This is a genomic window from Betaproteobacteria bacterium (assembly GCA_016720855.1).
Taxonomy (GTDB): domain Bacteria; phylum Pseudomonadota; class Gammaproteobacteria; order Burkholderiales; family Usitatibacteraceae; genus FEB-7.
The window spans coordinates 675075-693815 of the sequence record JADKJU010000003.1 but is presented as its reverse complement, the minus strand read 5'-3'; the positions used below and the strand labels follow the sequence as shown (position 1 = coordinate 693815).

General features: G+C 60.7%; 27 protein-coding genes and 4 pseudogenes. 29 read left to right on the top strand and 2 right to left on the bottom strand.

What is annotated here, in order from left to right:
• Positions 1-102 precede the first annotated feature (102 nt).
• A pseudogene (locus IPP91_17040) lies at positions 103-1265 on the bottom strand (IS110 family transposase).
• 148 nt (positions 1266-1413) lie between these two features.
• On the opposite strand from IPP91_17040, the gene IPP91_17035 reads away from it, so the two are divergent.
• From IPP91_17035 to IPP91_16925, 23 genes and pseudogenes are all read left to right on the top strand, one after another.
• Positions 1414-1947 carry a hypothetical protein gene (locus tag IPP91_17035; GenBank protein ID MBL0143758.1) on the top strand — a complete coding sequence of 178 codons (534 nt, stop codon included), beginning with the start codon at positions 1414-1416 and terminating at the stop codon, positions 1945-1947.
• A 156-nt stretch (positions 1948-2103) separates the two neighbouring features.
• The gene (locus tag IPP91_17030) at positions 2104-2307 is read left to right on the top strand and encodes a hypothetical protein (GenBank protein MBL0143757.1); all 204 of its coding nucleotides are present in this window, start codon (positions 2104-2106) and stop codon (positions 2305-2307) included.
• A gap of 3 nt (positions 2308-2310) precedes the next feature.
• Positions 2311-2580, top strand: a complete 270-nt coding sequence (locus IPP91_17025) for a hypothetical protein (GenBank protein ID MBL0143756.1) — start codon at positions 2311-2313, stop codon at positions 2578-2580.
• A gap of 173 nt (positions 2581-2753) precedes the next feature.
• A pseudogene (locus IPP91_17020) lies at positions 2754-3044 on the top strand (BrnT family toxin).
• Positions 3045-3319: 275 nt separating this feature from the next.
• Positions 3320-3712: a hypothetical protein gene (locus IPP91_17015; protein ID MBL0143755.1), complete on the top strand. Its 393-nt coding sequence runs from the start codon at positions 3320-3322 to the stop codon at positions 3710-3712.
• Between the two features lie 130 nt (positions 3713-3842).
• Positions 3843-4028 (top strand): hypothetical protein, encoded by a 186-nt coding sequence (locus IPP91_17010; GenBank protein ID MBL0143754.1) that lies wholly within the window; start codon positions 3843-3845, stop codon positions 4026-4028.
• The gene (locus IPP91_17005; GenBank protein ID MBL0143753.1) at positions 4016-4309 is read left to right on the top strand and encodes a type II toxin-antitoxin system RelE/ParE family toxin; all 294 of its coding nucleotides are present in this window, start codon (positions 4016-4018) and stop codon (positions 4307-4309) included. The genes IPP91_17010 and IPP91_17005 overlap by 13 nt, the downstream gene beginning before the upstream one ends.
• A 110-nt stretch (positions 4310-4419) precedes the next feature.
• Positions 4420-4767: a DUF3024 domain-containing protein gene (locus tag IPP91_17000; protein ID MBL0143752.1), complete on the top strand. Its 348-nt coding sequence runs from the start codon at positions 4420-4422 to the stop codon at positions 4765-4767.
• A 218-nt stretch (positions 4768-4985) separates the two neighbouring features.
• A complete protein-coding gene (locus IPP91_16995) occupies positions 4986-5261 on the top strand; it encodes a BrnT family toxin (GenBank protein MBL0143751.1) in 276 nt (91 codons plus the stop codon).
• The gene (locus IPP91_16990) at positions 5224-5502 is read left to right on the top strand and encodes a BrnA antitoxin family protein (GenBank protein MBL0143750.1); all 279 of its coding nucleotides are present in this window, start codon (positions 5224-5226) and stop codon (positions 5500-5502) included. The genes IPP91_16995 and IPP91_16990 overlap by 38 nt, the downstream gene beginning before the upstream one ends.
• Before the next feature lie 85 nt (positions 5503-5587).
• The gene (locus IPP91_16985; GenBank protein MBL0143749.1) at positions 5588-5857 is read left to right on the top strand and encodes a BrnT family toxin; all 270 of its coding nucleotides are present in this window, start codon (positions 5588-5590) and stop codon (positions 5855-5857) included.
• Positions 5847-6122: a hypothetical protein gene (locus IPP91_16980; protein ID MBL0143748.1), complete on the top strand. Its 276-nt coding sequence runs from the start codon at positions 5847-5849 to the stop codon at positions 6120-6122. The genes IPP91_16985 and IPP91_16980 overlap by 11 nt, the downstream gene beginning before the upstream one ends.
• Positions 6123-6684: 562 nt before the next feature.
• Positions 6685-6804, top strand: a complete 120-nt coding sequence (locus IPP91_16975) for a BrnT family toxin (protein ID MBL0143747.1) — start codon at positions 6685-6687, stop codon at positions 6802-6804.
• A complete protein-coding gene (locus tag IPP91_16970; protein ID MBL0143746.1) occupies positions 6794-7063 on the top strand; it encodes a hypothetical protein in 270 nt (89 codons plus the stop codon). The genes IPP91_16975 and IPP91_16970 overlap by 11 nt, the downstream gene beginning before the upstream one ends.
• Positions 7064-7174: 111 nt before the next feature.
• The gene (locus IPP91_16965; protein ID MBL0143745.1) at positions 7175-7420 is read left to right on the top strand and encodes a GlsB/YeaQ/YmgE family stress response membrane protein; all 246 of its coding nucleotides are present in this window, start codon (positions 7175-7177) and stop codon (positions 7418-7420) included.
• Positions 7421-7511: 91 nt separating this feature from the next.
• A complete protein-coding gene (locus IPP91_16960; protein MBL0143744.1) occupies positions 7512-7985 on the top strand; it encodes a DUF2726 domain-containing protein in 474 nt (157 codons plus the stop codon).
• A gap of 138 nt (positions 7986-8123) precedes the next feature.
• A complete protein-coding gene (locus IPP91_16955) occupies positions 8124-8585 on the top strand; it encodes a VOC family protein (protein ID MBL0143743.1) in 462 nt (153 codons plus the stop codon).
• A gap of 209 nt (positions 8586-8794) precedes the next feature.
• Positions 8795-9352, top strand: coding sequence for a dihydrofolate reductase family protein (locus tag IPP91_16950; protein ID MBL0143742.1), 558 nt, complete (start codon positions 8795-8797; stop codon positions 9350-9352).
• Between the two features lie 105 nt (positions 9353-9457).
• Positions 9458-10186, top strand: a complete 729-nt coding sequence (locus IPP91_16945) for a CPBP family intramembrane metalloprotease (protein ID MBL0143741.1) — start codon at positions 9458-9460, stop codon at positions 10184-10186.
• 281 nt (positions 10187-10467) lie between these two features.
• Positions 10468-10746, top strand: a complete 279-nt coding sequence (locus tag IPP91_16940; GenBank protein MBL0143740.1) for a GNAT family N-acetyltransferase — start codon at positions 10468-10470, stop codon at positions 10744-10746.
• Positions 10747-11083: 337 nt separating this feature from the next.
• Positions 11084-12606, top strand: a pseudogene (locus tag IPP91_16935) (IS21 family transposase).
• 27 nt (positions 12607-12633) lie between these two features.
• Positions 12634-13398, top strand: coding sequence for an ATP-binding protein (locus IPP91_16930; GenBank protein ID MBL0143739.1), 765 nt, complete (start codon positions 12634-12636; stop codon positions 13396-13398).
• A gap of 125 nt (positions 13399-13523) precedes the next feature.
• On the top strand, positions 13524-13877 hold the full coding sequence (locus tag IPP91_16925; GenBank protein ID MBL0143738.1) for a VOC family protein: 354 nt from the start codon (positions 13524-13526) through the stop codon (positions 13875-13877).
• A 398-nt stretch (positions 13878-14275) separates the two neighbouring features.
• On the opposite strand, the pseudogene IPP91_16920 reads toward IPP91_16925, so the two are convergent.
• Positions 14276-15434 (bottom strand): annotated as a pseudogene (locus tag IPP91_16920) (IS110 family transposase).
• A 259-nt stretch (positions 15435-15693) separates the two neighbouring features.
• Here IPP91_16920 and IPP91_16915 point away from each other — a divergent pair.
• The 6 genes from IPP91_16915 to IPP91_16890 all read left to right on the top strand — a co-directional run bounded on the left by IPP91_16915 (position 15694) and on the right by IPP91_16890 (position 18556).
• Positions 15694-16293 (top strand): hypothetical protein, encoded by a 600-nt coding sequence (locus IPP91_16915; GenBank protein ID MBL0143737.1) that lies wholly within the window; start codon positions 15694-15696, stop codon positions 16291-16293.
• A gap of 122 nt (positions 16294-16415) precedes the next feature.
• Positions 16416-16604 carry a DUF1697 domain-containing protein gene (locus IPP91_16910; protein MBL0143736.1) on the top strand — a complete coding sequence of 63 codons (189 nt, stop codon included), beginning with the start codon at positions 16416-16418 and terminating at the stop codon, positions 16602-16604.
• Between the two features lie 81 nt (positions 16605-16685).
• Positions 16686-17066, top strand: a complete 381-nt coding sequence (locus tag IPP91_16905) for a VOC family protein (protein ID MBL0143735.1) — start codon at positions 16686-16688, stop codon at positions 17064-17066.
• 48 nt (positions 17067-17114) lie between these two features.
• Positions 17115-17750, top strand: a complete 636-nt coding sequence (locus tag IPP91_16900; protein MBL0143734.1) for a hypothetical protein — start codon at positions 17115-17117, stop codon at positions 17748-17750.
• A gap of 55 nt (positions 17751-17805) precedes the next feature.
• Positions 17806-18105 carry a hypothetical protein gene (locus tag IPP91_16895; GenBank protein ID MBL0143733.1) on the top strand — a complete coding sequence of 100 codons (300 nt, stop codon included), beginning with the start codon at positions 17806-17808 and terminating at the stop codon, positions 18103-18105.
• 43 nt (positions 18106-18148) lie between these two features.
• Entirely contained in the window at positions 18149-18556 is a 408-nt protein-coding gene (locus tag IPP91_16890) for an SRPBCC family protein (protein ID MBL0143732.1), read from the top strand.
• Positions 18557-18741 lie beyond the last annotated feature (185 nt).

Here is an 18741-nt window from a genome sequence, read left to right as displayed (position 1 = left end):
TGGCCGTGGCTGCGTCGCGTTCCCGGTCCGGCATCGGATGGTTGTCTTGGTTCGAGTTCTCCCTCAAGACCTTGCATTGATCGAATGGGTGCATGCATGGGTTCAATGGCTTGCGGTCGCGGCGGTGGGGACGTTGCGGGGCAAGCCCTGCCAACCTGTTGCGTTGACCTCTTTGGCGATGGCCCACACGAAGCCCGTCAACTCGCGGGCTACGGCCACCGCGCACTTGTTCTTCGGCACGCGGCGCGCCAGCAGTCGCGTGAACTTGGCATGCAATCGCAGCTGCGCCTTCCACGCGATGTCGGTCACCGCTTTGGGCAGATCGGCCTGGCGCGTGGCGATGATCGGCGTCACCCGTGCGGGGGTGTCGGTAGTGCCAGGCAACCTCGACCAACATGCGCCGTGCCGCGCTGTTGCCGGCCTTGGTGATCGAGCCCTGGCGGCGTTTCTGGCCCGAGGAATGCTCCCCGGGAACCAGTCCGACATAGGCCATCAGGCGACGCGGAGCGTCGAAGCGCTCGAAGTTTTGCAGCTCGCTTACCAGCGTCATCCCCGCCAGCAGTTGCACACCGCGCAAGGCTTGCAGCGCCTCCACCAGCGGCGCCAGGCCCCACGTGGGCAACACCTCGCGCATGGCTTGCTCCAGACGCCCGATGCGCTGGCTGGATTCGGTGATCGAGTACAGGTACTCCTGAAAGGCGATTTGCTGCACCGGGTAGCCCATCTTCAGTGTCGCCAACCAGCGCAGATGGGCACCCGTCCACGAACTCTTGCCCGCGTAGGGGATGCCATTGCGCAGCAGCAGCGCCTTCAGGCGATGGCGCCCATTACGACGCTCACGCACGGCGTCCTCACGAGCACGCACCAGATCGCGCACCGCCTCGTCCGCCTCGTCGGGAACCCGTATTGCCGTCAGCTCACCCGCACGCGCAAGCCGGGCCAGCATCATCGCGTCACGACGGTCGGTCTTCACGCGCTCACCCGATCGCTTCGGGATGGACGACGGCGCCACCACGTCACAGGCAATGCCGAGCGTGTGCAGATGTCGCCACACCACGAACCCGCAGGGGCCAGCCTCGTAGACCACTTTGCAACCGGTGACCGGTGCTGATCCACTTGCGCAGCGCTTTCGACAATGCTGGCAAGTCCCCGCCAATGCTGCCCAGGTGCCGGACCTCACCATCACGAGCGCCATGCGCCGTCGCAATGTCGATGCTGTCCTTGTGCACGTCCAGTCCCACGTACAGAATGCTGGATTCGTTCATGGCTCGTCTCCTGGCTGAGTTTCAACGGCCCTCGTGGCGCATTGATGTGGCTCTGCACGCCTTCGGCGTGCAATTCACGGTATCCCGGGAGACGGGCCGCCTCAACTCAACAAGCCATCTTGTCTAGAGGTCATTCGTGGCAAGCGCCATGACCAAGTATGAGAGAGCTATAGAGCGCAATCTCGTAGAGATTGAGCGCGCCCTTTTCAATTTGGCGGCCATGAAGTCCATTGAACGCGCGGGCAAAATATCAGCAACGGAGGTAAAGGTTCTTTATTGGGCACTGTTTAATGACTACATCGCCCATTGCATCAAGGTCCTCGACCGCAATAGCAAGGCTGCGTCCTTTTGGTATGTCTACCGGACCAATGGCGGACCACTTGCGAGCGCCGCGAGGAAACTCAAGGTGGATCTCGAGTTGCTTGAAACTCTGGCTGACAAGTTAAAGCACGTTCGCGACCTTACGCACTTTCATATCGACTCCGATGCGGTACAAGATCCGACGGCCGTTTGGCGTCAGGCTAATATCAAAGGCAGTGACCTAGCCAAAGCGGTGCAATACGTGTGGACACTCCTAAATGCGGCACGAGTTCTACTTGGGAAGGAGGCGATGCCAAGACCGACGCTCGATGAAGAGGCAATAACGCATGTCGCCAAAGTGCTAGCGGATCAGGCAGGGTAGCGGAGATGACCTCTAACAACGCGTTCGAGCGGTCCGTGAAATATCGTGGGCCGCGTCTTCCCGCGGCAGGGTCGCTGTGGCCGGCCGCTCAACTCGGTCGTTAGACCGCATTAGAGCAGGGGCGTAGAATTGACCTGCACCGACAAGGACATATTCATGACCCGCCTCCTCGAGAAAGCACTAGTCGAAGTTGCAAAGCTTCCTGCCTCCGAACAGGATGCGGTGGCTACGCTCGTGCTGGAGGAGCTCGCGTCGGAGAAGCGCTGGTCAGAGTCCTTTGCAAAGTCGCAGGACGCATTGGCCAAACTCGCCGAAGAGGCACTGGCCGAACACGCTACCGGGCAAACCAAGCCCCTCTAGACTGTGCAGTCGCTCACGACGCGGCGGTTTCGTGAGCTGCTCGAAGTAGCTCCTGCGAGCGTTCGGGAGAAGGCAAATGCCGCCTATCAGCTTTGGGCAGAGAATCCGAGTCATCCTTCCCTCCGATTCAAAAAGGTTCACGCGACGCTGCCGGTCTATTCAGTTCGAATCGACCTCGATTGGCGAGCCGTCGGAGTACTCAGGGAGAGCCAGATGATGTGGTTCTGGGTCGGTCCGCACAGCGAATATGAAAAGCTCCTCACCAAGATCTGAGGAAATGCGGTCTAACAACGCGTTCGAGCTGACCGTGAAACATCGTGGGCCGCATCTCGCGCGGCACGGCGGCCGGTGTGCGGCCGCTCAACGCGGACGTTAGAGATTGCGCGAGATGCGGGATGCCATATAGGCATATGGCACATGCGCCATACCAGTGATATCCTTGGCAAATGGCGATGACGTATTTCGAGTGGGGTCCCGCCAAGGACTTCGAGAACCAGCAGAAACATCAGGTTTCGTTTGGTGAGGCGCAATAGGCCTTTGCAGATTCACGGCGCGTCATAGCCGAGGACTTGGATCACAGCACAAGGGAGAAGCGCTACTTCTGCTTTGGGCGGGTTGATCGAGGCGTACTGACAGTCCGCTTTACGTACCGTGGCGGAATTATCAGGATCTTTGGCGCCGGGTTCTGGCGCAAAGGGAAATCTATCTATGACCGCGAAAACAAAGTACACAAGTGAGCCGATCGGGGAGTACCGCGTGGTCCCCGACTTCCTTCCTCCGCCCAATCAACTCGCGTTTCGTGATGAGGGTGTGAAGGTCACGATTGCACTTAGCAAGCGAAGCGTCGAGTTCTTCAAGTCTCACGCAGCAAAGAACCAGACGCAGTATCAACGCATGATCAGGCAACTATTGGATGCCTACGTAGACGCGTACGCGCAACCTCTAACTGGTCGCTCAACAGGGACGTCCCGCAAGCGGGCCGCCCGTTAGCTTAATCGCTAGGCATCAAGACGTGACTGCGGAAATTGGGGAGTTTCTTGAACAATACCGCGCGGCCTTCAATCGCCTCGACGGCGAAGCGGTTGCAAAAATGTACGCAGTCCCCTCCGGGATCGCCTCTGACAAGGGATACACGCATTGGCCGTCACTCGATCCGGTGCGCGCCAATATGATCGCCCTGTGCGAGCTCTATCGTTCCAACGGCTTCGTGTCCGCGAGCTTTGAGCTGGCATCGTTCTTTGCACAAGGCGACGACTTCGCGGTGGCCGACCTTGCGTGGCGTATTGATCGGTCCAGGGGCCAAGCGCCGTGGCAATTCCATACGACCTATAACCTCATCCGAACGGGCGACGGGTGGCGAGTGTTGCTGTGTACTGCGTACGAAGAGAAACGTCTTGATCCCTAGCAACGCGTTCGAGCGGGCGGTCCCCCAACGTCGCTGCGCTGCATTGGTCGCCGCTCAACTCGATCGTTATGTGTCATTCGCCGAGTGAGGACGCCTGTGGCACGATAGGCATGAAATGGAGGTGCTGGATATGTCGACGGCAAAGGAAGAACTTATCCTGTTGATCCAGAATCAGCCCGATGACAGCTCGCGCGACGAGATCGTGCGCGAACTTGCATTCCACGTAATGGTCGGGCGTGGTCTAGCGGATTCCGATGCGAAGCGCACTATCTCGAATGAAGACATGGGGCGGCGCATCAAGTCATGGCCGAGATAGCCTGGACGGCCGAGGCTCAAGACTGGCTTGCTGACATCTATGCATTCATCGCCACAGACAATGCTGTGGCCGCCGCGCAGACGGTCGAAGAAATATTCGAGCGAGCTCAAGTGCTCGAAAGCCATCCCGAAATCGGACACCGTTATCTAGAGTCACTGAGAAGCGTCCGAATCCTCCTCTACGGACATTACAGAATTGCGTACTTGGTGAAGGGCGACGGCAACGTCGATATCCTTGGGGTCTTTCACGGTTCCCTCGACATTTCGCGGTATCAAATCTGAATGACACATAACATCACGTTCGAGCTGTCCGTGATGCATCGTGGGCCGCGTCTGGCCGCGGCACAGTCATCGTGGCCGGCAGCTCAACTAGATCGTTAGATGGCACCAAAATGGCATTGAGCGAATTTGAACAGAAGCGGTGCGAGCGAATCGTCGGCGCATTCGTACAAAGGCGGCGGCCCCCTGCCCACATCCGCCCCGAGCTCGACATCGGCTTCCGAATCACGGGGCAGAGCGTCGAAATATTCGAGATCCGACCGCGGTGGAAAGAGCCGGGCGAAAAGCTAGAGCATTCGGTGGCCAAGGCCACGTTCGTGAAAACCGAAGCAGCCTGGCGCGTCTTTTGGCAGCGCGCCGACCTGAAATGGCATCGCTATGAGCCGACGCCGTTGGTGGAATCCCTGGAGAAGTTTGTGAAACTTGTCGACGAAGACCAATACGCGTGCTTCTGGGGCTGAAGGTGCCATCTAACATGTCAACCGGCACGCAATCATTGACGGCGCCGGGTTTCTCGTTCTACCGGCCCTCATGGCACGCAGGCCTCCATCATCCGCGCGACAAGCGGGCTAACATAACGCCAAAGCGGACGCGCGAAAGGCCGCGCACTGCTTAACTCCAGCGTTGGAGCGAAGGCTCGCAAGTTGACGCATAGGCGCAGTGTATATACACTATGTCGATGCGATTCTCTTGGGACGAGAAGAAGCGGCGTTCGAACCTGAAGGACCATGGTTTGGACTTCGTCGATGCTCCCAAGGTATTTGAAGGTCCTACCTTCACGTTCGAGGATGATCGCTTTGCGTACGGAGAGCAGCGCTTTGTCACGCTGGGGTTCCTGGCAGATATCGCCGTTTCCCTCGTCCACACTGAAACTCCTTCGCGCATCCATGTCATCTCCTTTCGGAAGGCGACGCGCCATGAAGAAGTCCTCCTCCTCCAAAATCTCCAAGACTGACTGGCCTCGGGTTCGTGCCCTGAAGGACCGGAACATCAAGACTTCCGCCAAGCATCCTGAGGCAGAGGTGAAGCACATTGTCCGCGGTATCGTTCGCCAGGGCCTCAAGCCAGTCAGCCCAAAGGCGTCGATCTCGCTGCGAGTGGACTCTGACGTACTCGAATGGTTCAAGTCCAAGGGGCCCGGCTATCAGACGAGAATCAATGCCGTGCTCAAAGCGTTTAAAGATGCCTCGCTCTAACATCATTCGAAGGGACGCGCATAAATCCGCGTGCCCTTCAACGCGGACGTTAGATGTCGTACAAGCTCGCGTCTAGAATTGGCATATGCGCTTCGAATGGGACAGCGACAAGGCAGAGGCGAATCTTCGCAAGCATCGCGCCTCGTTCGACGAAGCAACTACCGTGTTCCTGGCTCCGCTATCCGCGACGTTTGTTGACCCCGACCACTCCGCAGGAGAGCGGCGTGTCATCACCGTTGGGATGTCTTCGAGGGCGCGTCTCTTGGTCGTGGCTCATTCAGAACGAGGCACGGCAATTCGAATCATCAGCGCAAGACCTGCCAGCGCCAGCGAGCGCAAACGCCATGAAAACTAAAGCTTCAACCGTCAACGAGTTGCGACCGGAATATGAGTTTGAATATTCGAAGGCGGAGCGGGGGAAGTACTACCAGCGTCTTCTCAAGGAGGGGGCAAACATCGTCGTCCTTGAGCCAGATGTCGCGAAGGTATTTCGGGACTCCGCATCCGTGAACGAGGCGCTTCGGGTGATGCTCAAGGCAGGGCAGTCAGTACGACGTCTAACAATGCGTTCGAGCGGTCCGAAGAAGGTTGTGGGCCGCGGCGGCGCGCCCAAGCAATGATGCGCGCCGCCACGGAAGATGCATCGTGGTCGGCCGCTCAACTAGATCGTTAGAAGGCACATGATTTTCGCGTTAGCTACAGACGACGGTGGGCTAACGGCATTTCCGACCACCCTGGACGCAGAGTCGCATTGCGAAGGGAGCGACGTAAAGGACAGAACGTGGCTCTTTTTCGCAGACGATGGATCGCCACTCGAGGCGAGGTTCGACCGTCCCAATCAAAGAGGGGCCATGACCGTGGTTTCGGGCGCCTACACCCTGCATAGGGCGATGTCGGGATTGTGGCTTCAGGAGCGCCTTGCCCAAGTGAAGTCCGTTGAGGGGTGTGGTTTGGGCACCCTGCCAGAAGTCGTCGAACTATTGAAGATCAACCGTGGCAGTCGTGCAGCACGCGGGGTTTAGCATGGGCGAAGTGCCTTCTAACAATGCGTTGGGGCGGTCCGTGGGTCATTGTGGCGCGCCGCTGCGGCGCGAAGCGGCAGCGTGGTAGGCCGCTCAACTAGATCGTTAGATCCACTAAACGACATGGGTGCGAACTCTTGGAGAGCGGTGATTAATCACCATGGGTGCCTTCTCGGGCGGTCGGATTGTCGTAGTCGCACACACCGAGCGCGGCTCAACCCTCCGAATCATCAGTGCAAGACTAGCCAGCGCCTCGGAGCGCAAACGCTATGAAACCTAAAGTCCCTGGCGTCGCCGAAATGCGGCGCGAATACGACTTGTCGAGTGCGGTGAGAGGGAAATACCACAAACGCCTCGCCAAAGAAGGCTCGAACGTAGTCGTTCTTGAGCCTGATATCGCGAAGGCCTTTCCCGACTCGGCATCCGTAAACGAAGCTCTGCTAGTGGTGCTCAAGGCGGGGCAAGCGGCACGACGTCTAACAACGCGTTCGAGCGGGCCGGGAAAGAGCGTAGGCCGCAACGGCGCGCCCAAGAAATGATGCGCGCCGTTGCAGCAAGTGCATTGTGCCCGGCCGCTCAACTAGATCGTTAGGCCCACTACATGTAGCGTAGGGGTACGCTGTCAAACGCAGTCTTAGGTGGAGGAACACATGGGATTCATCTGGTTTATTTTGATCGGGCTGGTGGCAGGGTGGTTGGCCGGACAGCTCGTGAAGGGCGGCGGCTTTGGAGTCATTGGCGACATTATCGTTGGCGTGCTGGGCGCATTGCTCGGAGGCTTTCTGTTCAGCACGCTCGGGGTGTCCTTGGGCGGTGGTCTTCTTGGAAGCATCATCGTTGCAACGATTGGTGCAATAGTGCTCATTTTCATCGTGCGCCTCATCAAACGAGCATAGGGGCCTAACCACGCGTTCAACCGGACCGGCCTCCGGCGGTCCGGTTAACTTAGTCCGTTAGGCTGCTGAACATTCAAGGGGTGTGCTAGCTGTGTCGCCTTGGGTCATTCCTATCGTCGTGCTAGTGGTTGTAACTGCGGCATTTGTTCTTGCGCGCGTCCGCGGGTTGTCCAAGGGCGGAGACGGTCAGTGGCCGTTCTATCTCAAGAAGCCGCTAAGTGATCCTGAACAGGTGCTCTATCACCGGTTGGTCGCCGCTATCCCTGATTGCATCATCCTTGCCCAGGGTCAGCTTTCTCGGGTGCTCGGCGTGAAGAAGGAGGCCCCGTTCCATGAGTGGAATAATCGAATCAACCGCATGAGCCTCGACTTTCTTGTGTGCCTTAAGGACTCGACGGTCGTCGCCGCGATTGAGCTTGACGACAGTTCCCACGATAGGTCGTCGCGTGTCGAGGCTGACGCGAGGAAAGACAAGGCATTGGCTGACGCCGGAGTGACCGTGATCAGGTGGAGTGTCAACGCGATTCCGAACGAAGCGGCAATACGGGCGGCCCTAGCGCAATGACCAGCAGCCTAACAACGCGTTCGAGCGGGCGGTGGGTCAGCGTGAGCCGCGTCTTTCCGCAGCCGAGGCATCGTGCCCGGCCGCTCAACTAGAGCGTTGGGCCGAGAAGAGCATCGCCCTCACAGAGGAGACACTCCCATGAACAAAGTGACACCCTTCCTCATGTTCAACGACCACCTCGAAGCGGCGATCGAGTTCTACACCGCGACGTTTCCGCACTCCGAAGTACGCAACCTAGCCCGCACGGGCAAGGACGGTCCCATCAGCTCCGCCGAGTTCGTCGTTGGTGGTCAACTCTTCATGGGCTACAACGGAGGTCCGTACTTCAGCTTCTCTGAGGGGGTCTCGCTCTACGTGGACTGCGCGGATCAGGATGAAGTGGATGAATACTGGGACAAGCTCGTGAAGGCAGGAGCGAAGCCCACGCAATGCGGTTGGATCAAAGACCCCTTCGGTCTCTCCTGGCAAATTGTTCCGAGACGATTCACCGAGCTGATCCATGATAGGGACCCCAGGAAGGTGAAGGCCGTGATGGAAGCCATGATGACGATGGTGAAGCTCGACGTGGCTGAGCTCGAGAGAGCCTACAACGAGGCGTAGTCGTGCCCGTCCAGTCAGATACCCGTGCTTTCCATGAATGCCGCCCAACAAGGCACTCCAGCCGACGTCACCAAATGTGCTAACGCAAAAATGGCGCTGCGGCTGAGTTTGGGCGTTAGGCGACACAGGGTGAGTACCTCGCGAAATGGGCTCTTGCCCTTGGAGCCAGACGGCGATCGGCTCGTCGCGTATCTCGAACGGAGGACACCATGGGACTCTTGACCTTCAGTATCAACGTCACCCTGGACGGCTGCGTCGACCACCAGGAAGGAATCGCCGACGACGAGACACACGCCTTCTTCACCCGCCTCATGGACGAGGGCGGGGCGATGCTGTGGGGCCGCGTCACCTACGAGATGATGGAGAGCTACTGGCCAGCGGTCGCCCGCGGCGACGCGGAGGCACCGCCGGCGATGCGCGAGTGGGCGGTCAAGCTGGAGGCCAAGCCGAAGTACGTGGTGTCGTCGACGCGAAAGGACTTCCGGTGGACCAACAGCCACCACATCGCCGACGACCTGCGCACAGGCGTACAGAAGCTCAAGGACGCGAGCCCGGACGGCGTACTCCTCGGTAGTGGCAAGCTCGCGACCGAGCTGGACCGGCTGGATCTGATCGACGAGTACAAGTTGCTCGTCCACCCCAGGATCGCCGGCCACGGCCCGACCCTGTACGAGAGCGGGCTGCCCAGCACGCGACGGCTCGAGTTGATCTCGGCGAAGCCGCTCCGCAGCGGCGCGGTCGCCATGCACTACCGGCGCGCGCGCTGACTCGGAGATGGGTCATGTCGCCTAACAACGCGCTGCACTCGGACAGGCCTCGCCTTGCTCGGCCCGCCGGTGAGCGCGGGCGATAGGCCGCACGGAGAGAAGTTTATGGCCCGAGAAAACCACCAACACTCATTTCTCGTTCGATCGGCGCGGGCGCATATGCTGATGTTCGAGTCACCCTTGGCGCCGGACTACAGCAACGCGGTCGGACGACGGATCTTGCTTTCCTTCCTCGCGGTCGCGATAGGCGCTTTCTCAGCACTGAAAGTTGCCGGTCGAGAGGCGGGATTGCTTGACACTCCAATTGCCAAGACATCTCTGGTGCTCGCGTTGCTTGTTGTCTTCCTGGTGGTGCACGCGGCGTTTGTACGTGCACCATTTGCGGCCGTGGGTCTGCGTTCACGCACGAGCTGGAGCGAGGGCGAGCGACTGTACCTGACTCAGGTGGCACCTCTTGCCCTCATCGGATTTGCGCTGGTGTTTAAAGACCACCTCTTGAGCCTATTGAACCTGCACGGATACATTGGCTTCCTGGTGTTCTCCGTCTTTACCGGATTGGTGTGGGGGGTGCTACAGGAGTTTCTTTACCGCGGGTGGTTGCAGACGGAACTGACGCGTCGCTTCGGTGCACTCGGCGGCCTTCTCGTATCAAACGTCGCATTTACCCTTGGTCCGCTGCATACCAATCTTCTTTTCGGGTCAGGCGTGCTCAATTGGTGGACCATCGCTGCGGTGTTTGCCATTGGCCTACTCTTTGGCATCGTCTACTATCGCTCAGGGAATCTTTGGATACCGGCAGTGCTGCATGGACTTTGGCCGCTCAACATGAATTGACGCGCATAAAAAAGTGCGGCCTAACCCCTCGCTCAAGCGGAGCGCCAACGGCAAGCCACCAAGCCCGCGAGCCTCCGTGGCTTATTCTGCACCGCGCGGGCCTGATGGCTTGCCGTCGTTGCCCGCTTAGCTCGATCGTTAGGCGTCAATTGATAATCGCGTATTCCAGCTCCGTCAAAGATATCGACCGATCAGAGTTGACGGGCCTCCTAGCGCATTGGGATTTCGAGCCGCCTGACGGGACACTATTCGAAATATTGACTCACAGTAGCGACGTAATCGTGGCCAGGGACCTCGAAGCCTCGATTCTCTGTGGTTACATCGCCGCGTTGAGTGACGGCGTTGCATGCGCCTACATTTCCGCACTTGAAGTACGCCAAGAATATCGGGGCAAGGGAATTGGAACAGAACTCCTGAATCGAATGGTTGAGCGGCTCAACGTATTCGCCGTCTACTTGTCTTGCGCACCCTCCATGACGCCGTTCTATGAGGCGGCGGGTTTTAGTGCAGGTACATCCATGAGCAAACGGCTACCGTTGAGTGCGGGGAATGACGCCTAACAGTGCGTTGGAACTGTCCGTGAGTCAGCGTGTGCCGCGTTTCGCGCGGCAATGCGGTCGGTGTGCGGCCGCTCAACCAGGTCGTTAGTCCTCACGCAGAAGCCACCCCCATCAACCAACCTCAAGGAGATCTTTCCATGGACCCAGTCGTTCACTTTGAGATGCCCTACGACGACGCGGAATGCGGATTCCGGTCCATGCCGGGCCAGCGTTCCGGAGCATGCCGGGCCACCATTCCGGAGCATGCCGGGCCAGCGTTCCGGTCCATGCCGGCCGGGGGTGATGCGGGTAACCAGGGCTACCGTGGGCTCCTTTCCCATCTGGAAGGAGTCCGGCGGTGGCGCAACCGAGGTTACCCATGCGGAAGATCCGAGAGGTTCTGCGTCTCAAGTTTGAAGTCCGTCTGAGCGACCGCGAGATTGCCGCGGCCGTCGGGAGCGCCCGTTCGACGGTGCAGGAGTGCCTGCGCCGCGCGCACGCGGCGGGCGTGGGCTGGCCGCTGCCGGCCGGGCTTGACGAGGCGGGCCTTCAGGCGCGGCTCTACCAGCGCGAGGTGCCGCTGTCTCGCACCCCGCAGCCGGACTTCGCGTTTCTGCATGCCGAGGCTCAAGCGCCCCGGGGTGACGCGGCAATTGCTCTGGCAGGAGTACAAGGCGAGGCTCCCCGATGGCTGGCAGTACAGCGTCTTCTGCGACCAGTACCGGCGCTGGCTCGCCAACCAGGATCTGGTCCTGCGCCAGAACCACGTTCCCGGCGACAAGCTCTTCCTCGATTACGCCGGGCAGACGATGCCGGTCGTGGATCGCACGAGCGGGGAGCCTGCGCGCGGCCCAGATCTTCGTGGCCGTCCTGGGCGCGAGCAGCTACACCTATGCGGAAGCGACCTGGACGCAGGCGTTGCCCGATTGGCTGGGCTCCCAGGTGCGCACTCTGGAATTCCTCGGCGGCGTTCCTCGTGCCCTCGTGCCCGACAACCTGAAGAGCGCCGTCCACAAGGCGCACCGCTACGAGCCGGACTTGAATCCCGCCTACCAGGACTTCGCCGAGCACTACGCGGTGGCGATTCTGCCGGCGCGGGTGCGAAAGCCCCGCGACAAGGCCAAGGTCGAGGCGGGCGTGCTGGTGGTCGAGCGCTGGATCCTTGCCCGTCTTCGTAACCGGACGTTCTTCTCGCTTGGCGAACTCAATGCCGCGATCGCGCTCCTCGTGGCCGATCTCAACGCTCGCCCCTTCAAGAAGCGCGAAGGGTGCCGCGCGAGCCTGTTTGCCGACATCGAGCGTGCGGCGCTGCGCCCGCTTCCGCACAGGCCTTACGAATTCGCCACCTGGAAGAAGGCCAAGGTGCACCTGGACTATCACGTTGAGGTCGAGCGCGCCTACTACTCCGTGCCTTCAAGCTGGTCGGACGCACGGTCGAGGTACGCCTGAGCGCGCGTGTGATTGAGATCTTCCATCGCCAGCACCTGGTCGCCACGCACCTGCGTGCGCCCTCGCGCGGGCAGTTCGTGACCCTCGCCGATCATCGTCCCGAGCGGCACAGCGCCGTCATCGACCTCACCCACGAGCGCTTGATGCAGCGCGCCTGGCCATCGGACCGGCCACCGCCGAGGTGCTCACCGAGCAACTGCACCGCAGGCGCCATCCCGAGGAGTGCCTGCGCTCGAGCCTGGGGATCCTTCGCCTTGCGCGCGACTTCAGCCCCGAGGCGCTCGAGGGGGCCGCCACGCGGGCGGTTGCGATCCGCAGCTTCAGCTACCGCTCGCTTCGAACGCTCATCAACACGCCCGCGCCCGCCCCGCCCGCCCAGGCCGCGCTCCCCTGGAGCACGACAGCGTGCGCGGCGAGAAGTACTTCCAGTAGGCCCGTCACCCACCCCAGAGGACATCGATGCTGACCCAACCGCTCGTCGAGCAACTCCAGCAACTGCGCCTGCGCGGCATGGCCGCCGCCCTTGAGCAGCAACTGTGCACCCCGGATCGTTCGCAACTTACCTTCGAGGAGCGCCTCGGGCTCATGATCCAGCACGAGATCACCGAGCGCGGTTCGGCTCGCCTGGCACAGCGCCTGCGCTGGGCTCGCTTGCCGCAGGGCGCCGTCATCGAGGACATGGACACGAGCGCCCTTCGCGGCCTCGACCCCGGCGCCATGGTCCGGGTGCGCGACCTGGCCTGGATCGCCGAACACTTGAACGTGCTCATCACCGGGCCCACCGGCGTCGGAAAGAGCTTCCTGGGCTGCGCGCTCGCCCACTCGGCCTGCCGTGCGGACTTCTCGGTGCGCTTCTTCCGCCTGCCGCGGCTCGTCGATGAACTCGCCCGCTATCACGCGCTGCAAAACCGCTCCGCCTTCCTCAAGCTCCTGGCCAAGGTCGACCTCCTGGTCCTCGACGACTTCGGCCTCACCCCGCTCGCCGAGCAGACCAAGCGCGACCTCCTGGAAATCTTCGACGACCGCTATGACCGCCGCTCCACCATCGTCACCAGCCAACTGCCCGTCGAACAGTGGCACACGCACCTGGCCGACCCCACCCTTGCCGACGCAATCCTCGACCGGCTCGTTCACAACAGCTATCGCCTCGCCCTCAAGGGCGACTCGATGCGAAAGCAGAAGACCACCAACCCGAAACCACCAACACGCACCAAGGCACATTGACGTCTCCCATCAACTCAGCGACAGTGCGCTACCCGCATCACGCCACGGCCCGGCATCGACCGGAACGATGGCCCGGCTTCCGCCGGAACGCCGGCCCGACTTCACCGGAATCCGCAGCGGAACGAATGGCTCGCTTCTATCAATCTGCATTTGGTTGGAATACACAAGCCCTGGGCGCGGAAATGGGGGGCTACGTTCTGGCTGAAACGACTAAAACGGAAGGAAACAGGCCGAAGGAGCCAGGGGCGATAAACGGTGGCTTCTACCCGCGAAATCCTGGGTGGCCAGCACAGCATCCGAGCGTCGTTATAGCGGTGCAAAACATTGAAGAAGCCATCTTGCGGGTATCGGAGGCCGGCGGCGGCGTCCTGGGCGAACCCATGATGATCCCGGGAATTGGAAGGTATGTGTCCTTCAACGACCCGGAAGGCAACCGGATGAGCATGCTGGAAGCGTTGCCTCGAAAACAAGCGCAGTGACGGCTAGCACCTCGCTCAACTTGACACGCCGCTGCGGGCCGCGTAGCTCAAACGCTGATATGGCTTTACTCTGTCAAGAGGGTGCATTGAATCCTCCGGGGTATTCGGATGAGGTTTGCGGATCTGTTGCCGGACGGGGAACGCGGCGGAGCCGGGTGTGGATGCGACGGTTGTTCATGCTGATATGCGTGGGTTGGTTACCGACAGATCAAGTGTTCGTCGCGGGGCTTCCTGCGGTCTAGGGACTGAGATCGCCGCTTGCGCGGGCACCAATAACGTTTTCGTGGATTCCCCTGTGGCCGTGGCTGCGTCGCGTTCCCGGTCCGGCATCGGATGGTTGTCTTGGTTCGAGTTCTCCCTCAAGACCTTGCATTGATCGAATGGGTGCATGCATGGGTTCAATGGCTTGCGGTCGCGGCGGTGGGGACGTTGCGGGGCAAGCCCTGCCAACCTGTTGCGTTGACCTCTTTGGCGATGGCCCACACGAAGCCGTCAACTCGCGGGCTACGGCCACCGCGCACTTGTTCTTCGGCACGCGGCGCGCCAGCAGTCGCGTGAACTTGGCATGCAATCGCAGCTGCGCCTTCCACGCGATGTCGGTCACCGCTTTGGGCAGATCGGCCTGGCGCGTGGCGATGATCGGCGTCACCCGTGCGGGGTGTCGGTAGTGCCAGGCAACCTCGACCAACATGCGCCGTGCCGCGCTGTTGCCGGCCTTGGTGATCGAGCCCTGGCGGCGTTTCTGGCCCGAGGAATGCTCCCGGGAACCAGTCCGACATAGGCCATCAGGCGACGCGGAGCGTCGAAGCGCTCGAAGTTTTGCGGCTCGCTTACCAGCGTCATCCCCGCCAGCAGTTGCACACCGCGCAAGGCTTGCAGCGCCTCCACCAGCGGCGCCAGGCCCCACGTGGGCAACACCTCGCGGATGGCTTGCTCCAGACGCCCGAGGCGCTGGCTGGATTCGGTGATCGAGTACAGGTGCTCCTGAAAGGCGACTTGCTGCACCGGGTAGGCGATCTTCAGTGTCGCCAACCAGCGCAGATGGGCACCCGTCCACGAACTCTTGCCCGCGTAGGGGATGCCATTGCGCAGCAGCGCGCCTTCAGGCGATGGCGCCCATTACGACGCTCACGCCGGCGTCCTCACGAGCACGCACCAGATCGCGCACCGCCTCGTCCGCCTCGTCGGGAACCCGTATTGCCGTCAGGCTCACCCCGCACGCGCAAGCCGGGCCAGCATCATCGCGTCACGACGGTCGGTCTTCACGCGCTCACCCGATCGCTTCGGGATGGACGACGGCGCCACCACGTCACAGGCAATGCCGAGCGTGTGCAGATGTCGCCACACCACGAACCCGCAGGGGCCAGCCTCGTAGACCACTTGCAACCGGTGACCGGTGCTGATCCACTTGCGCAGCGCTTTCGACAATGCTGGCAAGTCCCCGCCAATGCTGCCCAGGTGCCGGACCTCACCATCACGAGCGCCATGCGCCGTCGCAATGTCGATGCTGTCCTTGTGCACGTCCAGTCCCACGTACAGAATGCTGGATTCGTTCATGGCTCGTCTCCTGGCTGAGTTTCAACGGCCCTCGTGGCGCATTGATGTGGCTCTGCACGCCTTCGGCGTGCAATTCACGGTATCCCGGGAGACGGGCCGCCTCAACTCAACAAGCCATCTTGTCTAGGACTCATACAGTGCCGCATCACCCGCCCGGGGAGGCCCAACGGCAAGCCGCCAGGCCCGGCCTTCAGGTGAGGCTTATCATCCTTCCGGTCGGGGCTGGGGTCTTCCTGCTGGACCCGCCTCACCTCGAACGTTGGATTCCAGAAAGAATGATGCCTCCATGCACATACCACTCGGTACCCTGACATTTCGCGAAGGCGTTGAATTCGGCTTCCCAAGCAATTTGTGCTGCAACTGCGGCGCCAACGAGAGGCTGCGGGTCATCCCGCAAGACACGCGTCGCAGCTCCTACCTGATTGCCGGAGGCACGGAGACTACGTTTCAGTTGCCACTTCCCTTTTGCCCACGGTGCACCGCATCTGCGAAGCGGCGGCCAAAGAACGTTGTTCATAGGCTGCTCCTTCTGGCACTCCTATTCGCCGTCTATTTCGCGGCGTTAGTCTTGCTCGGTGAAATCGGGATCGCGCCGCCACTCGTTGCCAAATATCTTGCCCCTGGCGCCGCAAGTCTGGCAGTGTTCACAACGCTCACGGTCATGTTGCGAGCCAGGCCGTCACGCGGGCAATCCAGCTACTTCCAGCCGGTTCGAATCCCTACCCTCAAGCGCGAATTCGTCTCCGGCACAGTTACCGCCATCGGGTTCTCCTTCACCAATAGCGCGTACGCGCGCGCATTCAAGCAAGCGAACATGGATGCCATCGCACGCAAGCAGTTGTTCGTCGATGGAGCCTGACCCCTCCATCGAGAGGACGTGCCCCGGCAAGCGGGGTTCCGCCTCTCATGGCAAACATCAGGCGCGATGCTCCAATGAATACCATTGCGGAATTCAAAATACGTCGCCGCAAGGTTTGGCGGATGCCGCAGTTCATAGCCCTGCTCCGAGGTGTCAACGTCGGCAACACCAAGCGTTTCCCGATGGCGGACTTTCGCGCTCTGCTCGCGGACCTGGGATATGCACACGAGAACATGGACAACTGTCCTGAAGCTGCAGGCCCTGAAGCAACGAACGTGACGCCTGATCTTGCCATCGAGGCGACGTCCTGAAGCCTGCCTTGCAGCCTTCAGGCCGCATCTCATGGCAAGCGTTAGAGCGCAGAACAAATAGCTGCCCATTCGGAGAGCACCATGAAGCGTGTTACGGGAATCGGTGGAGTCTTCTTCAAGTCCAAAGACCCGAACGCTTTGAATGCGTGGTACCGCGACCACCTTGGATTGGAGGTCACCGAGTGGGGCGGAGCCGTTTTCGAGTGGGGCGGTCCTGATAGCCCTCCGGGGATGACCATCTGGACTCCTTTTGCCGATGATACGAGCAAGATGGAACCTAGTACCGCGTCTTTCATGATCAATTTCCGTGTGGACGACCTGGACGCTCTTCTGGCTGCACTGCGCAGCGAAGGCTGCAACCTTGTTGGCGAGCCGGAAACTTCGGAGTACGGCAAATTCGGCTGGGTGCTCGATCCTGACGGAAACAAGATCGAGCTTTGGGAGCCGCCTGAAGGTCGTTGAACGCGCCATTACATTTCTCCCCCAATCGCGCCAATCCCTGGAGACATCGTGAACCGGATCCTGCTCTGTGCCGCGCTCTGCCTCTCGACCGCAACGGCGTTTGCGGAACGGGTCTCGAATGACCTCCTCAGCTATGCATCACCACCCGATACGTGGAACAAGGAGGTCAAGGCGAGGACCTATACGAGCTACAGCACCATCAACAGGGCGAAGGGCACCTACTGCCAGATCTTCGTTCTGCTGGGGGTCGCCAGCAAGGGCAGCATCACCGCCGACTTCGACAATGATTGGAAGGCCTCGATCCTGTCGACATACGCCGTGACAACGGATCCCCGGGTGACCGAGTCCGAGCTCGGGGGTGGCTGGCGCGTCAAGACCGGCGTGGCGTCCTTCGCGTACAGCGGTGGCGTCTCGGCGGCCATGCTGACGACCATTTCCGGCCACGGCAGGACAACCGGCATCGTCGCGGTCACCAACAGCGAGGAATTCGCGCCGGCCATACAGAGTCTTCTGGGATCGGTGCAGATGAACAAGGTGGTCGCCGGCGACAAGGCACCCGCGAAGCCCACCGCCACGCCGGACAATGCCAAGGCGCAGCCCGCCCCGCTCCAGGGCTACATGGAGTACAACCCGTTCACCAAGACCTGGACCTGGAAGCTGCGCTATCCGCCGCCCTCGAAGTAGCGCAGTAGTGCAGCCACTTGCGACGCCAGGCGTTACGCGAAACCGGGAGGTTACGATGGCACCAGATCCCAAGACTCCGGAAGGCGTCACCCTCCCTTCGGGGACGGTCTTCAGTCGCCTCCTCGGTGGTATGTCCGTTTTCACGATGCTCATGACTGTCCCCCAGGTTCTGACGATATGGGTCGGTCACCAGGCTGCCGGCGTTTCGGTGGTGTCGTGGAGCGCATACCTGCTCTCCGCCATTCTCTGGTTCTGGTACGGGCTGCAGAAGGGAGACAGGAACATCTACCTGCCCTGCGTTGGATGGGTTGCGCTTGATGCGGCTGTAATCATAGGTGCTGTGGCCTATGGATAGCTCAATGACCGTGACGACTGACAACATGTTCGAGGAGCAACTTGTGAAGATTGCCGTTGAAGCCATCGTCAAAGCCCCCGTCGCCAGGGTCTGGAGCGCCTACACGACGCCAGACGACATCAAGCAGTGGAATGCCGCGTCCGATGACTGGCACACAACCAATGCCACCGTCGATTTGCGCGTGGGAGGCGCATTTTCGTCGCGCATGGAGGCCAAAGACGGCAGCTTCGGCTTTGATTTCGCCGGAACATATACCAGGATCGTGCCCAACGAGTTGATCGAGTATTCGTTCGGGGACCGTGCTGCACTGGTCGAGTTCTTGCCTGGCACGGACGGCGTGACAATACGTGTCACGTTCGATGCTGAATCCGAAAACCCTGTGGAACAGCAGCGTCAGGGGTGGCAAGCCATCCTGAACAACTTTGCCAGGCACGTTGAAGCGCTCCGATGACTTGATGAGCATGGCGTGCCACTCACGGCAAGCGATGCCCAACCCTTCCTTCGGGAGACCTCGCGCCGGCAAGCCGGGTCGAGCCTCACCGGTCGAGCGTTACGCAGCTTGAGGGATACGCCAGGCTGAATCGTCGTAATCCCGCCGCGTCCCGAGGCCACGCGGGGGAAATACAATGCGTGCTT